A 21,034-nucleotide genomic window follows, 5' to 3' on the forward strand; every position below is an offset into this window, starting at 1 on the left:
GAAAAATTAGCGAAAAATACCACATCAATAGGCTAATGTGCTTTATATTTCCGGAATTTTGATTTATTTTTGATAAAAAAACCAAAACACATTAATTTTGTTTGTTTTGGTAAATTGATAATTATTGATGTTTTAATTCTTTTGCTTTTTCTGCGTCGAACATTTTAACAAATTCAGTTGCTAAATCAATTGCTGCCTGAATGTCAACTAATGAACACACACCGATTGGAGAGTGTAAATAACGTTGTGGTAATGAAAATGTAATAGCCGGAACACCACCTTTACCATATTGAAGTGATGTAGCATCATTGCCGCCTCCTTCAGATATGTATTTATAAGCGGGAATATTGTGTTTACGAGCTAATGACATTAATATTTCTGTTAATTTAGGATTTGTTAATAAACCACCGTCTTTGACAAGTAAAGCAACACCATCTCCTAATTTAGTTCCACCTTTGATGCAACCTGTCGTATCGTGACTTGCACATGTATCAATTGCAATTGCAACATCAGCGTCAATAATTGAGGTTGCGGTTTTAGCACCTCTTAAACCTACTTCTTCTTGAACTGTTCCGACAATATAGGTTTTATTAGGAAGTTTTAAATCTTTGATGTTATTTGCCAAAAAGTCAATAACTGTAACACCGGCTCTATTGTCCATTGCCTTACCAGCAATTAAATTGTTAGGCATATCAATAGCTTCACCTGACATGTAAACTCTATCCCCTGCTTCAATTCCAAAATCTAGGGCTTCTTGTTTTGAATTAAAACCACAGTCGATATATAGCTCTTTATTTGTTGGGACTTTTGAAACTTTTTCACTTTCTAAAATATGAATTGAAGTATGTCCAAAAACTCCATAAATTACTTTGTTATCTCTGTTTGTAACTAATTTGCATTTTGTACCTATTACAGTAGCTGGTCAGATTCCACCAACTGGCGAAACTAACATATTACCATTTTCTTCGATATTTCTAACAAAGTATCCAACTTCATCCATGTGAGCAGCAATCATAATTACTGGTGCGTTCGGATCTGTTTGTTTATTAGAAATAATCAAAGAACCAAAACCATCTCTTGTGTATTCAAGATTGTTAGATTGTGTGTTATTTTTTAAAGCTTGTGCAACGGGTTCTTCGTATCTACTCATGGCTTCTATTTCCATGTATTCTTTAAGACGAGTTGCTAATTTAGTATATTTACTCATTTTTATTTCTCCTTTTCAAATATATATTACTAATAATGATAATTCTTTTTTATTTAAACATAATATAAAACTCAAATAATAATATAAAATTTAATTATTAAGCCAAGGAGGTGTTTATGGCCAAGAAAACCAAAAAACCAGTACTTAATGTACAAGAAATTAAATTACGAATGCAAAATGCCGCCACCTCTAGCACTAATGCTTTATATAAAGAATTTAATTCTTCATCAAAAGGTTTGAAAGATGATGCAGCATTTGAAACGAACCTTGAGAAATACGGTTCAAATAAATTGGACAAAAAATCTTCGAATACGTTATGGCATAAAATTGTGCAATCGTTTTTAAACCCATTTTCAATAATTTTAATTGTATTAGCTTTAATATCAATGGTAACTGATATTATAATTCCACTCCATCAAGGAGATTCAGCGGAACCAGCAACTATGGTTATTATCCTTTCAATGGTAATTTTAAGTGGAATTTTACACTTAGTCGAAGAAGTTAGATCTAGCGCATCGTCAGAAAAGCTAGTCAAGATGATCTCAACTACAGCAAGGGTTGAAAGAAATGGAGTTTTTTACGAGATCCCTTTAGAAGAAATTGTTGCGGGAGATATTGTTATTTTAGCAGCTGGTGATATTATTCCGGCAGACGTTAGAATATTGTCAGCAAAAGACTTGTTCGTTTCTCAATCATCTCTTACTGGTGAGTCGCATTCCATTGAAAAACTAGCTAATTTAGTTGAAGGATACAATTACGAAAATTTAGTTGATTATCATAATTTGGCTTTCATGGGTTCTAATGTTATATCTGGCTCTGCCCGTGCGATAGTAGTTGCAACAGGTAATCAAACATATATTGGTCAAGTTGTTCAAAAAATCAACGAAAAACCAGTAAAAACTGATTTTGAAAAAGGCATTAAATCAATTTCGTGATTATTAATTAAAATAATGCTAATTGTTGTACCAATTGTTTTTCTTATTATTGGCGTTAAAGGTCAGATTAAAGGAGATAGTAGTAAGTGACTTGAAGCACTATTATTCGCAATTTCAGTTGTTGTTGGTTTAACTCCCGAGATGTTGCCGATGATAGTTACATCGACCTTAGCGAAGGGTGCTGTCACAATGTCGAAAAAGAAAACAATCATAAAAAGTTTAAATTCAATACAAAACTTTGGAGCAATGGATGTGTTCTGTACGGATAAAACTGGTACTTTAACGCTGGACCAAATTGTTCTTGAGCGCCATCTTGACGTTTTAGGGAAGGATAATAATCGTGTATTACGTTATGGCTTCTTAAACTCATATTATCAAACCGGTTTAAAAAACCTACTTGACTTGTCAATTATAGATAAGACTGATGAACTTAGCGCGATTGATGAACAACTGCGTTCATTGGAAAGTGAATACACAAAAATAGATGAAATACCATTTGACTTCGAAAGAAAAAGAATGTCAGTAATCGTCAAAGATAGCAATCAAAAGGCACAAGTTATCACAAAAGGTGCTGTTGAAGAAATGCTTTCGATTTGTTCTCATATTGAAATAAAAGGCAAAACCGAGGTTCTTAACGACCGCATTATTAAGAAAGTATTATCCAATGTTGATGATTTAAATGATAAAGGTATGAGAGTTATCGCTGTAGCTCGCAAAGACGTTGATATTAGTTCTGTGGGAAGTTTTGCCGTAAAAGATGAATCAGAAATGATTCTAATTGGTTACTTAGCATTTTTAGATCCCCCAAAAGAGTCGACGGCCAGTGCTGTCAAAAACTTACACGATCATGGTGTTGAAGTTAAAATCTTAACAGGAGATAACGCTCGTGTAACTAGAGCAATATGTCAGCAAGTTGGTATCCCTAGTGAAAAGGTTATACTTGGTAAAGATATTGAAGGGCTCTCTAATGATGAGCTTAAAGATATCGTTGAACATTATAATATTTTCGCTAAACTTTCGCCCGATCAAAAAGCTTCAATAATTACCGCCTTAAGAGACAAAGAACATGTTGTGGGTTATATGGGAGATGGTATTAATGATGCCCCAGCAATGAAAAAAGCGGATGTTTCAATTTCCGTAGATACTGCAGTTGATATTGCCAAAGAAAGTGCGAATATTATCTTGCTTGAAAAAGATTTAAATGTTTTAGCAACTGGAATCATTGAAGGTCGTAAAACATACGCAAACATGAACAAATACATTAAAATGACAGTTGCAAGTAATTTTGGAAACATAATAAGTATTTTATTTGCTGCTTTAGTGCTACCTTTTGTTCCTATGATGGCTGTACAAATTCTATTTTTAAACTTAGTTTATGACATCTCATGCGGAGCTATTCCTTGAGATAATGTTGATAAAGATTTATTGAGAAAGCCAAGAAAATGGAATCCAAAATCTATTGCTCGATTTATGCTTTGATTTGGCCCTGTTTCATCCATAGTTGATATTTTGGCATTCGTATTATTAAGATTTGTTTTTATACCTTATTTATATCCTTCGTTAAGCGTGGATGATGAACAGTTTATGATGTTATTCCAAACTGGTTGATTCATAATTTCAATGTGAACTCAATCATTGGTAATACATTTTATAAGAACTGAAAAAGTTGCGTTTATTCAATCTCGTCCTGCCCTACCTTTATTGTGTTTTTCGATAATTGGTTCAATACTAATCACAGTTTGTCCTTATATCCCATGATTAAACACAGCTCTTAAAGTACAAGCGTTAAACTCCTGATTCTATGCATTACTAGTAGGCTCAATATTATTGTATGTATTATTGACATTAATAGTAAAACAAATTTATATCAAAAAATATAAGGAATTATTATAAAAAATAGGATACTTAGGTATCCTATTTTTTCTAATATATACAATTTTCAATACGCCACGTAAAATTAATTTAGTTTTACTAAATCTACTTTAACAGAATTATATTGTTTCATTTTTTTATCATAATTAACTGAATTGGTGTCTAATTTATACATTGCATTTCTGAATTCGTGGCCGTGATTTTTATGAAAATGATGTGTAAGTTCATGCACTACAACTGCACTAATAAAATCTATTCCCAACCCAATTAAAGTTAAATTGTATTTAATTTCAGCTGACCCGCTTAAGAATTTTTTATATCTACCTCAAATACTTGAAAGAGGTTGAATTTTAAAAGGTATATGATCAATAGCCAAAAGTTTTTCGTATTTAGTTTGTATTTGTGTGATTATTATTCTTAAATTTGAACTCAGTATTGCAATCATTTTTTTGTATCTGATTTCTCTATTTACTTGCGCATTATTTTTTAGTCAAAAATGTGCAATATTTTTAGTTTTATCAAGAAATAGTTGCTCGTTAATCGAATTATTGAAGTGGAATAAAACACTATATTTATTACCAAAAATATAAATTGAATTGTTGTTTAAATCAGCACTAATTATGTTGCAATTTTGTTTACTAAGTTGTGCCTTGGAAAGTATTTTATCTATTAATTTCCCGTCAAGAATTGTCTGCCCTTCAGTTAATTTTTTTGTGTTATTACTAAATTTGCTCAATATCTTAGCTTTAACTAAAATAATGTTATTTGCGTAAATATAAGATGTTGCAACATTATTATCCATATTTCCTGAATCTAAGTCGTAGGGACAAAAAAACTTATATTTTTCTGGGTGTAATTTGATATCAAGCAATTTATTTTCAAACACTATTTTTTTCCTTTATTTCATTTTTTAATATCTTTAAGCGAAACAACTTTATGTTCTTTAATCGCTGCAAATATGTCGTCAATTTTATCTTTTGAAATGTTAGGTATGTCTTTTAGTTCTTCATCCAATTCAAGTAAAACATTCTCAAAGTTATCTTCATTTGCTACAACCGACCAAGCACCTTGATGAGTTATGTTGCATTCGGAACCGTTAGGTAATATTAGCAATGAAAGAACAGGGAATTTAAAACCGCACATTTTATAAAAATGTTCAATATGTCTAAAATTTTGAATTAATGGATTGGTAAATCTAGTGGTATTACCATTGTTTATTACACTTATTAATTTGTCGCTAGCTTGACCTGTTAGTTCACCAATGATGTATTTTATTTCGACAATGATTAAAAACTTATTTGTCATTAAAAATCCATCAATTTCAAAGAAATTTTCACCAGCATATTTAAATTTCTCGCCTTTAATATATCTATAATTTGAATTTTTACAATAAGAAGCTAAACGGCGTGTAATTTGCTCTTCAAAAGCAAAACCAGCCGTATCTTTTCTACTTGTTCTTATAATATTTCTAATGTAGAGAGCTAAAATCAAAACTATTAACAATGACATACCAATTATTCCGCAGATTATTCCGATTTTCATTTCAGTTGAAATTTTACTTATATTTGTTTGCATATAATTATTATATTTAATTTGAATTTTATCTTCAACATATTATGAAAAAGATTAATTTTAATAATTCATTATTAGGTAATTTTGCTATGCGACAATGTTAAATATATATTTATTTATGCTTTAATATAGTGGTATTATAGGTGTTATAATTGAATAAATTTTAGGGGGAAATATTATGAAATCATTAAAAATTTTATCAGTAACTGGAACAGTAAATAAGGATTCATTATCTCAAGAAATCAATAATGAAATGATTAAAAAATTGATGGAAAAACATCAAAATTCATTTTTAACAAGATTGGATACAACTAATTCTGAATTTGTCAAATTTGTTTTGAATGCAGAAGAATTTGACGATTTTTTCAAAAATGTTGATTCAGATCAATGAATTAACATTTTACACGATACAGACGTTTTGGTTTTATCAACACCAATGGTTAATTTTTCATATTCAGCAGGTATTAAGAATTTTATAGATGCTATAGCCGTTGCAAATAAAACTTTTTCTTACAAATACAGTAAAAAAGGTGGATCAGTTGGTTTATTAGACAAATTAAGAGTTATTTTAATCGGAACCCAAGGTGCTCCAGTTGGCTGATATCCTTTTGGCGCTTTTTTAGATAACTTAAAAGGTATTTTTGAATTCTTGGGAGCAAAATCTGTCAATACATTATTAGTTGATGGAAACAAAGTTGCGCCAAGAAGTGAAATGACTCACGAAGAAATCATAGACGAAATAAATCCTAAACTATTATCTATAATAGATAAATTTTAATGTCAGTGATTTAACCAAAACGAGTTAAATTAAATTCATTGCGCTTTTTTAAATATTATTATCGCTATTAAAAAAACACCAATTGGTGTTTTTGTTTTATTTTAAGTATTTTCTCATTAATGCTTCGTTAACAACAAAAAATTTATAAATGCTGTCTAGGACTTTGTTAACATGTTTGTATAGTTCTAACTCTTCACCAAAAAAGTCTTTTGTGATTTCTACAGCTTCATTAATCACGATTTTTGCGCTCAAAATAAAGAATTCATAAGCTGCGTTTAACAATATAGCTCTAACTAGTGGGCTCTCTTCATCTCATGATTTTTCAATCAAAAACTTTTCGATGATTTTCTTCAAATATTCTCGATTTAGTGATATTTTTTCAACTTGTTTATATTGCTCGGTTGTTAATTCATCATTGTGTTCAAAAATATTTTTTAGATCATAAACACCTAATAACTCGCATGAATATAATGCATTAATTATTTCTATTCTATTTATTCTTCGTGATTTCATGATTTTATTTTATACTAATTTAAATTTTAATATATAAAAATACTCAATTTGAGTATTAATAACGATTTTTCTTATAGTTAATTAGATATTTTTCTTTTAATATTGATGCCACTACAAATATTGGGGTCAATACCGAGATATAAATTGGTATTACAAATAAATCCTTGATAACTATTTTTACAAACAAGATAATAAAGTCGGTACCGTAATGTTTCAGTTTAGAATTTTCGTTTGCGTGATGAATGTAATTAAATCACTCTATATAAGACACAGGACCTAAAACCCATCTAAATATTACTGAAATAAATATTATTAATGATGTTACCATCATGTAGTAATTTCATTTTTCGTTTTTTGTAACAAAATATAATGTTGTGAAAACTATAGAGATTAAGATGGAAGCAACACCCAGAACAACTATCATTATCATAATTAACGTTTTAGAAGCAGCAATTTTCTTAGTTAATGAAAAAGTGCCATCTTCGTTACAATGCGACAAATAAATATAAATAGTTATAATAAACGCTGAAATAGTTAATGCAAACGATACTATAAAACGTGTGTATTTGGTTTTTTGAAACATTATTAAATATAATCAAGAAACTATTGAAATTAATGGAGGCACTATAGCATAAAGCCAGAATCACGTACCGATACTGCCTGTTAGAAGCATTAATAATGTATCGCCAATAATAGCTAAAATTCCCCCTTTAAAAGGACCTAATAATAAGCCGTAGAATATATATAAAACAAATTCAAGTTGAACCGGAATAACTCGTAGAATAGTAAACTTAGCAGTCAATATAAGTAAACAGTGAATACTCAATAATATTGACGCAGTAACCAACTCCATGATATTAACTTTAAAAATATTTTTAACAAATTCTGAACTGTTATTTATTTTTGATTTGTTATTAATTATATTTTTTTCCATTTCACCCCCTCGAGATAGTATTATAACCACAAAACCAATTTAATACTAATAATGAATAAATTTTTACCAATGCTATTGATATTATATTGAATAAGGTAAAACTAATAATTAAAGTGATTCATAAAACAAAATAGATTATTATTTTATAATTAGTACATGAAAAATAAACAAAGTAATATTAAAGCAATAGATTTTGGTACAGCCGGCATTAGAGGCAAGGTTGGTCATGGAATTGACCATCTAAGTCACGCCCATATCCAAAGAATAGCTCATGGTTTAGCAAAATATTTAATTGCTAAACATCCAAACAAAAATGAAATACTAGTTGTTATCGGTCGAGATAATAGAAGGTACTCAAATAAATATGCAAAGGTAATAGCCGAAATTTTAGATAGCTATGGCAAAATTAAAATTATTCTTTCAAGAAAAATAACTCCAACACCTTTTGTTTCGTACTTAATTATCAGAAATAAGGCAGACGCTGGAGTCAATATTACGGCAAGCCATAACCCCAAGGAATATAATGGAGTAAAACTTTATAATAATTTTGGCTCGCAATGTCTTCCTGAAGAAATAGCAGAAATTAAACAATACTTTAAACCATTTTCATCTTATTCTGATGAATTTAGTTGTAAATATAACTGACCAACAAGCAAAAATATTAGAAATGTAAAAATCAGTGAATGAAATGAATACGTTGAAAAAGTATGTTCGGTTGGAGGCAATGTTAAATTTGATAAAAACAACTCTAATATTAAACTTGCATATTCTCCGCTTCACGGCACAGGTTCAGTAGTTGCGGAAAAAGTATTTAATAAATTAGGTTTAACTAAAGGAGTTGATGTATTCTTTGAACCTACCCAATTCAAACAGGATCGTAATTTTACTTCTTGTGAATATCCAAATCCAGAAAGAGATGATGTTTATAAGTTGGTCGAAAAACTAGGACAAAAACACAATTGTGATATTTTGGTGGTTACTGACCCTGATGCTGATAGAGTTGGTGTTAGGGTCTTACACAATGGTAATTATGTTCATTTAAACGGTAACGAGACTGCATCAATAACCATTCAATATTTATTAGAAAATTCAACAGATAGTCTAAAAAATAAATATTTAGTGTATTCGTATGTTTCATCCAATTTACCGGAACTAATTGCTAAAGAATTTGGTTTACAAACTTATGTTGTTCCAACTGGGTTTAAATGAATAGGCAAAATGATAGTCGAAAAAGATGAAGATATGTTTTATGGTTTTGAAGAAAGTTATGGTTCATTAATTAATCATGATATTGCCAGAGATAAGGATGCAATACAATCATTGGTTACTGTTGCTAAAATGGCACAATTTTATAAACAAAAAGGTCTAACCTTAATTGATGTATTAGATAAGATTCATTTAAAACATGGATTTGTCTCAAGTAAAACAATAGATATTGAAATTGGCAAAAATACTGATTTATCAGTACTACAAGACAAATTTAAAAACTTATTTTCAACCAACAAAAAAATTCATGATTATAATTTAGAGACTGATTTCATGAAGTCTAATATGATTAAGTTATTTTTCGATGACAAGCCAGATTGACTAGCAATGAGACCTTCAGGAACTGAGCCGAAAATAAAATTTTATGTTTTCGCCTATGGAAATGATGCAATTGATTCACAAAAAAAACTTGATTATTATATTAATTTAATTAAAAAGAATGTTTTATAAACAAATATTGATAATATTGCGTTTTACAAAAAATGCAATATTTTTTTAAAAGGTAAGAAAAAAATATATTGTATAATAACGACGTTATGTTAAATAAGTTATGTACTCGCATTTCAAATAAAATTCAAAACATCAAAAACAAAATGATGAATTTTTAATGCGCGACCACATAGTTAATTAATATTATGGTGGTTATCATAAACCTACCAACAAGAATAAAAATAATAAGAGTAGGTTTTCAATGAAAATCTACTTTTTATATACATAACAAATGGAGAAAATATGAAAAAAAGAAATCTGTTATTATCATTAACTGCATTAGCTACTGTGTCTAGTGCCTTTTTAGGCGCGGCATGTAACTCAAGTGGCGAAAATGTTAATGATGCAACTATTGTAATTAATTTAAAGAAGGAATTACAGAGCTTGCAGAATCAACAAAAAGATAGCAATCAACAAAAAGAAAAACTTGAATCGGAATTGGCTGATTTAAAACAAAAAATTGCACAACAATCTGTTGATGTTGAGCTTGCTCAAGAGGAAGTAAATAATAAAATAGAAGAAATTAATAATTTGCAAAAAGAAATTGATTTATTAAATGGTACTGAAATTGAAACTAATAATTTATCTGCTAAGGAGTTATTTAAATTAGTTGTCACCTTTCTTAAGGATGATTTCCCTAATGCAATGGCTGAACAAAGCCCAGATGCGTTTAAGGAAAATAAAGAACTATTTGATAAAATTTCTACACAAGTTACTGAAGAAATTTCTGATTTAGAAAATATAGAGGAAAATTCTAAAAATGTATGATTTTGACAAAATAAGATTTTATTTAATTTAAAAAGAGCTGAATTGGTTGCTAAATATGTTGATAATCCGCAAAATCCTGTAACTATTACCAAACCTAAAAGTTCATTAATTGATGCACTTTTTGATTGAAGAATAAATGATATTTCAAGAATTATTGAACAAGTTAGTTCAAAAGCAGACGACGCTTATAATACACAAGGTAACAATGGCAGTGAAATTAAAGCAAAATTAATAGAAAATTTAAATACTTACAAAAAACAATACGAAGATGCCAAAAAATCTGCACTATTGTCTCATCAAATTTCAAATTGATATAAATTAGAAAATGAAAAAGATGGCGTTATCGAAAAAATTATTAATGGTAATTCAACTCACCAAAGATCATTAATGCCACAGTACAAGTTATCAGATTTTAAAATGTCGTTATTCCCAGTTTATAAAAAAATTGTTGACAAAGACTTTATTGATAGTGCTAAAAAACAATTAACTGATTTGGTTGCTCAGTATAAGTCATTTCTAGTTAACAGAGGTATAGATTTTATTTATTCTGTACGTTATAAAAAGCTGTTTGACGAAATCAGAGATATCACAAACACATTAGTATCCGCAACGCAAGAAGGCAATCTAGAATACTTCACGGAATATTCTACTAAAGAAAAATTCCAAAAATTCATCGATTCTTCTAAAGAAACATTATTTAAAGGTTTATTGATAGATAATTCATCAGCAAAAAGAGAAATGAATGACAAAGTCGATAGCAATTTCAACTTAAATAACAATGCTTCTTTGGCTGCTAAATTCATTGGTGAATTGACCACTAAAAGCAATAAAGATTCAAATGCCAAAAAATTGCTTTTCAGTTCATTGATTAGAGAATTCCAAACAAAAATAAAAGCAATTTTCGATATGAATCACGAAACTTTTACTCAATCCTTTGCTAGATATCAAGAATATTTAGTGCTTGTAAAAGAATTTACAATTGTTAAAAATTTAGTTAATTTACATACAGATTTGGAAGAAAACATAGAAACTGACAACCTTAAAAATCTATTAAAATGGGATAACTCCTCAAAATATCAAGCTCTAATTGAATCAGCGAAAAAAAATAAAGAACGTGATAATAGCAATTTACAAGAACAAAAAACTCTTATTGAAACACTTAAACTTCAACATCAATTTACAAATAAAAATTCTGCAATTCAATTCATTCAAGAATTATCATCTGCAAGTAAAAATGTTTCTGACACATTTACAAAGAATTTTGATTTAACTGTAAATCAGAATACTAACTCTCCTGTTGGAGTATGAGCTCACATGTATGGAGATGATGGTGCTAAAAAAATTGTTAAATTGATTACAGATTTTAATAAGGAAGTTCAAAAATTACATTCATTGTCATCTACATTAGATGAACAAAATTTAAAAAATGAAATTGAAGTCATTATTAATCATGGAAAATTAGTGATTGCAAATATTTATGGTGGTAAAGAAGGCACAACCATTGATTCTTTCTATGGAAAATTCAATATTTTGGCTAAGAATTCTTATTTAACGCCTGGTGATGAATATTACGAACCAGCAATCAAAATACTAAATCAAATTGTTGGAATTTACGACCAATTTATTTCTAATGAATTTGCATCTAAAGATAATGCTATAAAATTCGTAAATGACAAGTTAGTTCAAATTGGTGCTATTATTGAAACATTTAAAACCATTACTGAATATGGAAGAGATTGAGAATATTTAGAAAATTCATCAGAATTAAAACAGTTATTAAATGAGCAAATTAGTAGTTTTAAAACAAAAGTGGAAGAATTTAAAACTAAGGCAGCAACTATAAATGACGAAAGTTGAAAAGCCATTATTGATTCAATTGTCAAATTAAGTAAAGAAAATAAACAAAAATTTGGATCTGTATCAGACAATAATCCGCCAATTGTAGATGTGTTGAAAGAAACTTTAGATTCTTACGATAATGAAATAAGAAGAGCTAAAAAGAAGATGGAAAATATTCCAACATATGGCAAGGTATTTTCGGGACATGAGGTTTATATTCTATTGCGTTATTGATCTAAAACTATGAGATCAGATTTTGAAAAAAATAAATTACAAAAAGAACAATTTAAAAATGACCCTTTCGCTCTTTGACTGGAAAATGAATTAAAATCAATTACAAAATACTCAGAATACAAACAAATTATGAAGGTGGAAAGCAATGACGAGACTTGAGATGTTGCTGATCCGAAACTTATTCCAGAAATTCATGCTAAGTTCACTGAGTTAGAAACAAACTATGCTAAAGCATTAATAGATTGATTTAATGGTAAAAATTCAGATAAAAAAGATGAGCTAAAATCAGATTTATTGCAAAAAAGAGAAGCATACTATACATGGTTAAATGAACTAAAATCAAGAGACATTCATTTTGGAAACAAGTTCATTAGATTTGGTGCAGACCAATATTGAGGGTTGGATGATAACTACGATCGTTTTGATGCTGCTTCTCTATTATTACTATATGCTAAATCATTTGCGTTAAGTTCGGTTATGAATGATCTATACGAAGAGTATCTAAAATAAACAAAAAAATAATATTAATTCGCTCTATAACAGTGCGAATTATTTTTTGCTTAAAATTTACGAATATACACGTTTTTCAGTGTAATTAGTAAAAAATAAATAATTATCTATTTTTATACGCTAATTAAATATTAATATATAATTTTATTTAAATATATAAATTAATATGAATATTAATTGCGAGGGAATATGAAGGAAAAGAAAAATAAAAGTAAAAAACCTTTTAATTGAAGAACGTTAGTGTGACCTAAATATGCTATTTCACTTGGAATTATTGTGCTTGCTTCAGCAGCAACAATTGGGATTATGAAATACAATTCAACTAAACCGGTTTTAGAAAAAGGGACAGAAGCTAAAGAACTTAAGAACGAATTTGTCGACCCTAGCGTTGGCGCCGTTTTATCCTTTGTCAATACAGATAAAGATAAAACAATCGGAGAATTTGACCCGAACAAAGGCCCTGATGGTTCAGTTAAATACAAAGATAAATGAGTGGACTATAATGAATTCTTAAAAATTTATTACAATGAAAATCATGCAATGCCATTCTTGAATATCAGATACGGTATGTTTGATTTTTACAATGAATATATTGAAGCTGTAAGCGCTAAAGATTTTTACGAATTCACTCAATGATTTATGAAGAATGTTTCGTGAGGTCCAGAAATTATCACCCTTAAGGAATTTTCAATTGTCAAAGGTGTTGAATTAAACGGTAACAATATAACACTAGGTTCTCACTCAAATAAGGATAAAGAATATACTACCATCAAGTTTTTCCCTGATGCGTTTTTTGGTTCTATTCCATTGCACAGTGAATTGGGAGGATCTGGAAACGCGACTGACTCATTGCTTTATAAAATTAATAAAAAATTACTTTCAGGTTCTGAATTAACAAAATTTTTAGAAAGTATTGCTCAATATAATTCTTTAACTAATATTTCAGACGAAACCTTAAAAACACAATCTTTTAGAACAATTAATGATAAACGTGGTTTATTAAATAAATCTGTATTTGCAATTTCCGGTGATTTACCATCAATTATTAAAGATAATTCGTTTAGCGATATCGAAAAATCTAGACTAAATATCCAAAGTAATTACATCTCAGTTGTATTTGCTGATAATGAAAAAGAAGCGCAAGAAAAATTTGCTAAATTAGCTCAAAAATACCAAAACAATGATAAGAATGGAGTTTTGAAAAATATAAACAACTTTAAATTTGTTAAGAAAACAATTGTGGACACAGTTTATACCTCGAATATTGATGCGAAAGAATTCGGTGCTGAAGATGAGTATCTAAAAATAATTTTTAATGATGGGACATCATTTGCACTTTTCGATTCAATTGAAAATGTTCAATATCAACAAGGTGATCATTTTGCTAGTGCTGAAAATGTTGAAAGCATTACACACGGGTTAGAAAGAGGCCAAAGAGAATATAGCAATTTAGAAAGTGATATCCAGACTCTTTTTTCAAATAAATTCGCTAATAACATTTATTTTAATATTTTAAATAAAGATAGATTTGTGCAATTAGTGGAAGATCTTGACTCAATCAAAGATCTAAGAAAGCAAATTACAATCGCAAATAAAGTCATTATTGAAAAAAATAAAGATTATGATGAAATTATCAATAAATTTAATGAGCATAAAGTAAACTCACAAAAACAATTAGAAGATTTAAACAATAAAATAGCATCTAATAAAGATAAAATTACAAAATTGAGTGCAGAGATTAATTCATCAACTGACGAAGTAATTAAAAAGCAAAAAAACTTTGAAATATTCAAAATCGAAAAAGAAAATAAATCATTGGAATTAAATAAATATGAGCTAGAACAACTTGTAAATTTTGCTGTTGAAAAAATCTTAGAATACAAAAAAATGATTCCCAGCGACCAAGAATTAGAAAATGCAAATAAGAAAATTAAAGACTTAACTGAGAAAATTACAAAATTGGACGAACCAAAGATTAATCAAGAATTAATCAAAATACTTAGAAGAGCAAAAATTGCTCCTGAACATCTTGAATCACTAATTGGTTTATACAAGTTAGCTAACGTTGTAAAAACTTCAAAATTCAATACACCTGTTACCGAATTTTCTAATATTAAACAAAAAGCAGATTATGTTAAAGAATTACGTGATTTTATTTCTCAAAATAGACCTTTATTCAAATTTTATAATGAAATATTAGGCGGCAATAACTTTGCCAAATTAGAGCCAGAATCCAATGATTATGTTTACTACTCAAACGACTTAGGATTTTTACCAACGCAATTAATTGCTCTTGATGAACTATCACAGATATCTAATTTAAATCAAATAAATTGACGTGAATATGTAAATATTGATGGTTTTTTACGTTCGCAAAGTGATACTCAAACTAAACAGTTTTATGTTTATGCTCCCGAGCTTAAAACAGTTAAAAACGACTATAATGAACCTAAAGAGACACTTGAATCATCTTTGGCAAAAGATAATCAAGAATTTAATACAATCAAAGATTCCTTCATTAAAAACAAGGAGCTAGTCAAAAAATCAGATTCAATTAATAATAAAGTTAACGCAAAAGGTTTTGATAAATTTGTTGCTGAATTTAAAAAGGCAATTCAAGAACTGACTGATTTAGGAAACAATTATAAGCTAGATGTCGATCAGTATGTTAAAGTGATGACTTTGAAATCTTTAGTCGAATACGAAGACGAAAAAACAAAAGAAAAGATTTTGTATAACGAAATTGTTAAGTTAATTACAGAAGATAACGATTTAGTTGGTTCATTAGAATCATTTAAATCAGTTATGGCTGATATTGATGTTACAAGAAAACAAATTCAAACAAACATTGAAACTTATAAAATAAAAGTTGCAAAAATTTTATCTAATATTATTTCTTCATATTCTCAAATGGTTAAAATCTCTAAAGAATATAAATCCGATTTTGATAGTTACACCAAATCTCAATTGCAGCTATATGACAAGCAATTATCAGTCTTATTATCAAAATTATCTTCAGTTGACTTAAGTAATTCTGAAATATCAAAATTAATGAATGAGCTAGTTGCTACAGCATTTGAAAGCATTGATATTTTCAATAAGAATCTTGCCAACAATGAATCAACTACATCTAAAATTTTAGTGGAAGCAAAGAACGCTTTAGATTATGTTAAATCATATGAAAGTAAAATTTATAGCACAACTGCGGATCGTGGAATTTTTGATGAGATGATTACTGATTACTTCTCATTAGTTTCTAGTCCAATTTTTAGAAAATATAATTTAGATGGTACGACAAATAATAGCCATAGAAAATATATCGCTGTTTTATTCAACCCGCTTATTGCATACCAAAAATCTAATTTTGAATTGAATTATGCTAAAGCTCAAGACTATAAAACTAAAGTAACTAAATTGCAATCAGAAATTAATAATTTACCAACACAAGATGAAAAAAATAAAAAACAAAAGGAATTGGTTTTGTTGCAAAACAACCAACTTTACTATGAATATTTAGCGGAAAATAATAAGTTCGAAGATGGACAAGTTTATAACACTTTGAATAAAATTTCAGTTTTAAAACAAGCTTGAACATTTACTGATTTCGAAAATAATGATAATTTTATTTTTTCATTTAGCAAAGATTCGTCGCCTTTAAAAGATGTATACACTAAAGCTCAAGTTGATCGCTTCAATAAGAGTCTACAAATTTATACCGAAACTAAAACAAAATTATTTGCTAATAATGATGAATTTATTCAAAAACCAATTGAATTCTTACAAAAACTTTTAACTAATGCTAATAGTTTTAATATTGCTGACGAAAAATACGAAACCACATTTGAAAAAGCAGTTTCTGTAGCAAAACAAATTTGAGAACTTGACCAAAAAAATAAAAAATGACATGAACCACTATTGACTGGTGAAGGTAATGAGATAAACAGCACAAATCCGCTGATTGTTGCTTCCACAAAAATTGAATTAATTGATAAATTAACAAATTTAGGAATAATCAAAAACGATACAAATGTTGACCAATTTGTTCAAAAATACATTCATAGAATGCAGTTAAATAGCGTTCAAAAACAAGGAACAAAATTGATATTAACCTTGAAGGAAAAACAACTGGTTAAAAATGATAAATATGATAACTACATGTCAACTAAATATTTAAAATTTAATATAGATGCTAACACTAGTGATAATGTTGGTGATTCTAAACTTGAACAAGTTAAGGAACTTTTTGATGTTTTAGGCTATAAAGCAGTAGTTCAACCTTCAATTATTAAAGAAGAAGGAAGCAAACTAATTGTCGACGAAAATGGTCAAACAATTAGTGTACCTACTTATAATGTTTATGTTGAAGCTTACGATAATTTTACAAATACATTATTAAATAAGATTCCATGAGCAGGCGAGTGATTAGAAGGCGAACATTTAGTTAAAAAACTAAATGCTGACGGAGTTATTGAATACAAAGTTGAAAAAGGAAAATATTTAGGATTTACACCCGATTCTCGTGTTGGTTTATGGGCATTGCTGGCAATGAATAATACTGAATATAAAGGTATTTCAATTGACTTTTTAAAATTCGTTGCTGCTCACGAGTATGGTCATCATATTACATTAAACTCTGCTCAAGATTTAGGCGATAAAGGTGAAAAGCCAATTTATGGTTCAGCTCTATTACCTGGCGCCACCCCAAATATTCAAAACTACTATTCAAGAAAAGCACTTGACTTGTATCTTAAAGCAAGAACACACCTAAAATTAAATTCATCACCACTATTGAACCAGCCTAATGTTGTTTCAGAAAATAATGAAGGTGAATACTTGCTTTACAACCAACCTAAAAAAGTTAATGGTAAGGTCATTACAGATAAAAGCACTGTTGAAAACCCTGAGGATGTCTGAGGTCATAAGATAGGCCACGAAGATCTTAAGCAAGCGATGGAAAACAAAAAACGTCGTTTCTTGCAAACTTATGAAGGTTTAGTTGAAGCAACCAAATTGCGTAGACAAGCTAATGGTATTGATACACCGGAAGACAAAAAATGATTAGAAGTATTTGACCTTTGATTGATGAATACTTTAGACCAAAACTCCGGAACGCTTAATCCAACGAAATTTTCAGATAATCAATTCCCAGTGAAATACATGGTTAAAGACGCCGATGGAAAATGAAGATTCAAAAAAGCTTCACTTGACATGCTGAAAGGCGCAATAAAAGATGGAAAAGGTAATTTTATTGAATTTGAAGACGTTAACGGCTTGGCATTACCTAAGATTGTTGAAGGTGAAAGAAATGCTGAAGGTAAATTTAAAAAGATTACAAAAGTTCTTGTTTACAATGTTGACGGAACCCCAATAGTTAATGTTCCGTTGAATATTGATTTTGAAGATTCAAAAAGTTCATATTATCAAGTTGATGCTGAAGGTAATAATGTAACTATTAAGTTTGTTAATGACAAAATTCAAGAGGCAATTGACACAATTAGATCACTGATAGTTGAAGAATTCATGATTAATGGTTGAGACTTTGCCACAACAGATACATCAACAAAACCTAAAACTTCAATTGCATATCCAAGTTACGCTGAAATTTTTCCTTCAATCGATCCAAATTACAATAAAGCAATGTTATTGCCATATATTGATCATTTGAAATCAAGAGATAAATCAAAAGGTTATATTCATGATAATTATGAAATAGCTAAATTTTATGATGTAAACGGAGATGTGCTATTCGACCCGTCAAATCCTTCAAAAGACCCTAATTTTAAAGAATCATTCCAAGAAGTATATTACTTAAATGCTTTTGATGGGGTTAAAAAAGAAGAACAAAATCTTAACAATTTACTTGTCGCAATGTATTTAGGTAACGGCTCGACATTAGAACTTGTTTCGGCCGGCGGTAAACAATCGCTATGATTAAGTGAATCTGAACAATATCTGCCAAACGTAAAATTACCTGAAGCAATCTCGTGAGGTTTCCTTGAAGAAGAATTGGATTTATCAACTCTTAAAGAATTGCATCAAAAACCTATTTTAAACTGATTCAAACCTTATATTTCTCAATTGGTTGGAAATAAAGCTAATCAACATAGCTATTTAATGGTTAAGGCTGACGGTTCTATTGTAAATAACAACCCTAAATATGAATCTTTCCCAGCCTTTTGAGAGATGAAATCCTTAAAAATCAACGAATCAATTCTTTCGCAGGATGTTGAAAAATCATTATTTGGAAGTTATTACGTAGTCAAAGCCGGCAAAAAAGAATATGGTTACAACATTACATTTAATGACTATAAACAATTTATGAAATTCGCTAGTGTTGATACAACAAAGGCAAAATTAGATCCAGATAACAGAGTAGTTAACTGAGATTTAGAGTATGTAAAAGAAAGATTTAATTTAAAAATATTTTCATCAAACTTAACTAAATCATTAGCATCAGCAAAAACGCTTTCTTCAGAGGAAAAAGCAAGACTTACAGCATTGATTAATTCTAATGATGAACAATTATTGGCCAATGAGGTAATGAACAGATTTATTAACTCAAAACTTGCATTATTTGTCAAAGAGTTAACTTTAGGCGAAATCGATAGTAAAATCAATGAAAATAGTCAAAATGAGTTAACTTATGGTTGAATTTTTGATAAAGATTTAGGGTACGGACTTTGAAAATCTGATGATGTTGTAGTTGGTAAACAAAATCCTGATAGAGCAAATTGAGAAATTTCTGTAAAGGAATTATTTAATACATTTAAAGAATTCGCTGACCAAAATGGCGTTGATTTAAATCAATTTACTATGTTTGATGAGTTAATACTTGATAACAAAACACAAATGTATTCAACTCAACTACTTTACAATTTTAGATTAGGTAAATTCTCACTTAAAGATATTTTGTTAGCATTTGTGAAAGGTATTACCAAAAAAGCCAAACCTTCTGATGATGTTGTTTCATATTTCAAAACAAAAACAGAACGTAAATTCAATGAATTTTTCTCAGACTATACTTATTCATTCGCTGAAGTAATCAACCGTGATAATTTACAAATTACATATTCTCCTTCAAACTCGCAATTTAGAAACCTACCAAGTTTTATTAGTGGAGTAAATGAATCTAACACAGGTCTTGAGTATGTTATCGATGGCCAACCTACTGCGAAATGAAATAAAGCATTAATTGAAATGAACTCTTCAAACCAACATTCTATTATTTCTACAATTACTAATTATGAAACTCGAAAAGATGCTGAAGGAAAACTTAGAGCTGATAAATTAGGTATGGAATTTATTCCTAGCGACATGGCCAAAAAAACAAGTTTTTCAAACGATTCAACAAGACAATCTACATATTTTGGAAAATTTAAATCAATTAATAATGGTTGATTTAAAGACCGTTGATATAGAGATGTGCTTAATTTTAGAATTTATGATGATGAAGGGAATCCGATTGCAGATGATACTATTTCAATTACCGATTTAGAAGGTAAAAAGGTTACAAATCGTGCTAAAGCTTATTGACAATATTACATTCAATCGCAAGGTGTTGGATTACGTAACCTATCAAATATTTGAAGACATACAGATAAGGATGCTATCGCTATGTTTGGTTACTTAAACTCAGAAGATGCCAAAAAAGCAAACTATCTAGTATTCAAAGATTTAGTTACCAGCGAAATAAAAACACTAAAAATCAATAAAAATCACAGTAGTAATATGTTTTATTACACAACACAACACGTAAATAATGAAACTAATCCGGCGTCTCGTCACTGATTAAAGGATGAAGTCTATGACTACACAGATTCTAACGGACATCATAAAGGTAAAGGATTTGTTGCATGAGTTTCTGATTACGGAATAATGTCGAATTATTCAAATAAATTACTAACTCCAAATCACGAGTATGAAATTTACTTTTCAGATAATGAGCTTGGAAATAAAACACTTGAAATTGATTTAGGTTCAAATCAAAGTATTTCGGAAAACGGTAAAACATTTTCTCAAGCACCAACTGCTGTTTATATTAAAGATATTAATGGTAAAAATACACCAGTATTTAAAGTTGGTGTTCAATTTAATGGGACAAAATAATAAAGGAGCAA

Annotated in this window: 10 protein-coding genes; 5 read left to right on the forward strand and 5 right to left on the reverse strand. The window is 29.0% G+C overall.

The features are described 5' to 3' along the window. Positions 1-121: 121 nt before the first annotated feature. Positions 122-1,207 carry a M42 family metallopeptidase gene (locus HLA87_RS02870; protein WP_171111742.1) on the reverse strand — a complete coding sequence of 362 codons (1,086 nt, stop codon included), beginning with the start codon at positions 1,205-1,207 and terminating at the stop codon, positions 122-124. 116 nt (positions 1,208-1,323) lie between these two features. On the opposite strand from HLA87_RS02870, the gene mgtA reads away from it, so the two are divergent. Continuing rightward, a complete protein-coding gene (mgtA, locus tag HLA87_RS02875) occupies positions 1,324-4,035 on the forward strand; it encodes a magnesium-translocating P-type ATPase (protein WP_171111744.1) in 2,712 nt (903 codons plus the stop codon). 64 nt (positions 4,036-4,099) lie between these two features. On the opposite strand, the gene HLA87_RS02880 is transcribed toward mgtA, so the two are convergent. Beyond that, positions 4,100-4,900, reverse strand: a complete 801-nt coding sequence (locus HLA87_RS02880) for a YgjP-like metallopeptidase domain-containing protein (RefSeq protein WP_171111746.1) — start codon at positions 4,898-4,900, stop codon at positions 4,100-4,102. Next, positions 4,900-5,589 (reverse strand): nuclease-related domain-containing protein, encoded by a 690-nt coding sequence (locus tag HLA87_RS02885; protein WP_171111748.1) that lies wholly within the window; start codon positions 5,587-5,589, stop codon positions 4,900-4,902. Before HLA87_RS02885 ends, HLA87_RS02880 begins: the two co-directional genes overlap by 1 nt. A 175-nt stretch (positions 5,590-5,764) precedes the next feature. Between HLA87_RS02885 and HLA87_RS02890 the strand changes: the two genes are divergently transcribed. Then, positions 5,765-6,364, forward strand: a complete 600-nt coding sequence (locus HLA87_RS02890) for an FMN-dependent NADH-azoreductase (RefSeq protein ID WP_171111750.1) — start codon at positions 5,765-5,767, stop codon at positions 6,362-6,364. Positions 6,365-6,460: 96 nt separating this feature from the next. Here HLA87_RS02890 and HLA87_RS02895 read toward each other — a convergent pair whose 3' ends face one another. Then, positions 6,461-6,877, reverse strand: a complete 417-nt coding sequence (locus HLA87_RS02895) for a transcription antitermination factor NusB (protein ID WP_171111751.1) — start codon at positions 6,875-6,877, stop codon at positions 6,461-6,463. 55 nt (positions 6,878-6,932) lie between these two features. Beyond that, positions 6,933-7,811 carry a hypothetical protein gene (locus HLA87_RS02900; protein ID WP_171111753.1) on the reverse strand — a complete coding sequence of 293 codons (879 nt, stop codon included), beginning with the start codon at positions 7,809-7,811 and terminating at the stop codon, positions 6,933-6,935. Positions 7,812-7,967: 156 nt separating this feature from the next. On the opposite strand from HLA87_RS02900, the gene HLA87_RS02905 reads away from it, so the two are divergent. From HLA87_RS02905 to HLA87_RS02915, 3 genes are all read left to right on the forward strand, one after another. After that, a complete protein-coding gene (locus tag HLA87_RS02905) occupies positions 7,968-9,527 on the forward strand; it encodes a phospho-sugar mutase (RefSeq protein WP_171111755.1) in 1,560 nt (519 codons plus the stop codon). A gap of 282 nt (positions 9,528-9,809) precedes the next feature. Next, the gene (locus tag HLA87_RS02910) at positions 9,810-12,917 is read left to right on the forward strand and encodes a coiled-coil domain-containing protein (RefSeq protein ID WP_171111757.1); all 3,108 of its coding nucleotides are present in this window, start codon (positions 9,810-9,812) and stop codon (positions 12,915-12,917) included. A 189-nt stretch (positions 12,918-13,106) separates the two neighbouring features. Beyond that, on the forward strand, positions 13,107-21,023 hold the full coding sequence (locus tag HLA87_RS02915; protein WP_171111759.1) for a PDxFFG protein: 7,917 nt from the start codon (positions 13,107-13,109) through the stop codon (positions 21,021-21,023). Positions 21,024-21,034: the final 11 nt, after the last annotated feature.

It is taken from the genome of Mycoplasma miroungigenitalium (assembly GCF_013008635.1).
Taxonomy (GTDB): domain Bacteria; phylum Bacillota_I; class Bacilli_A; order Mycoplasmatales; family Metamycoplasmataceae; genus Mycoplasmopsis; species Mycoplasmopsis miroungigenitalium.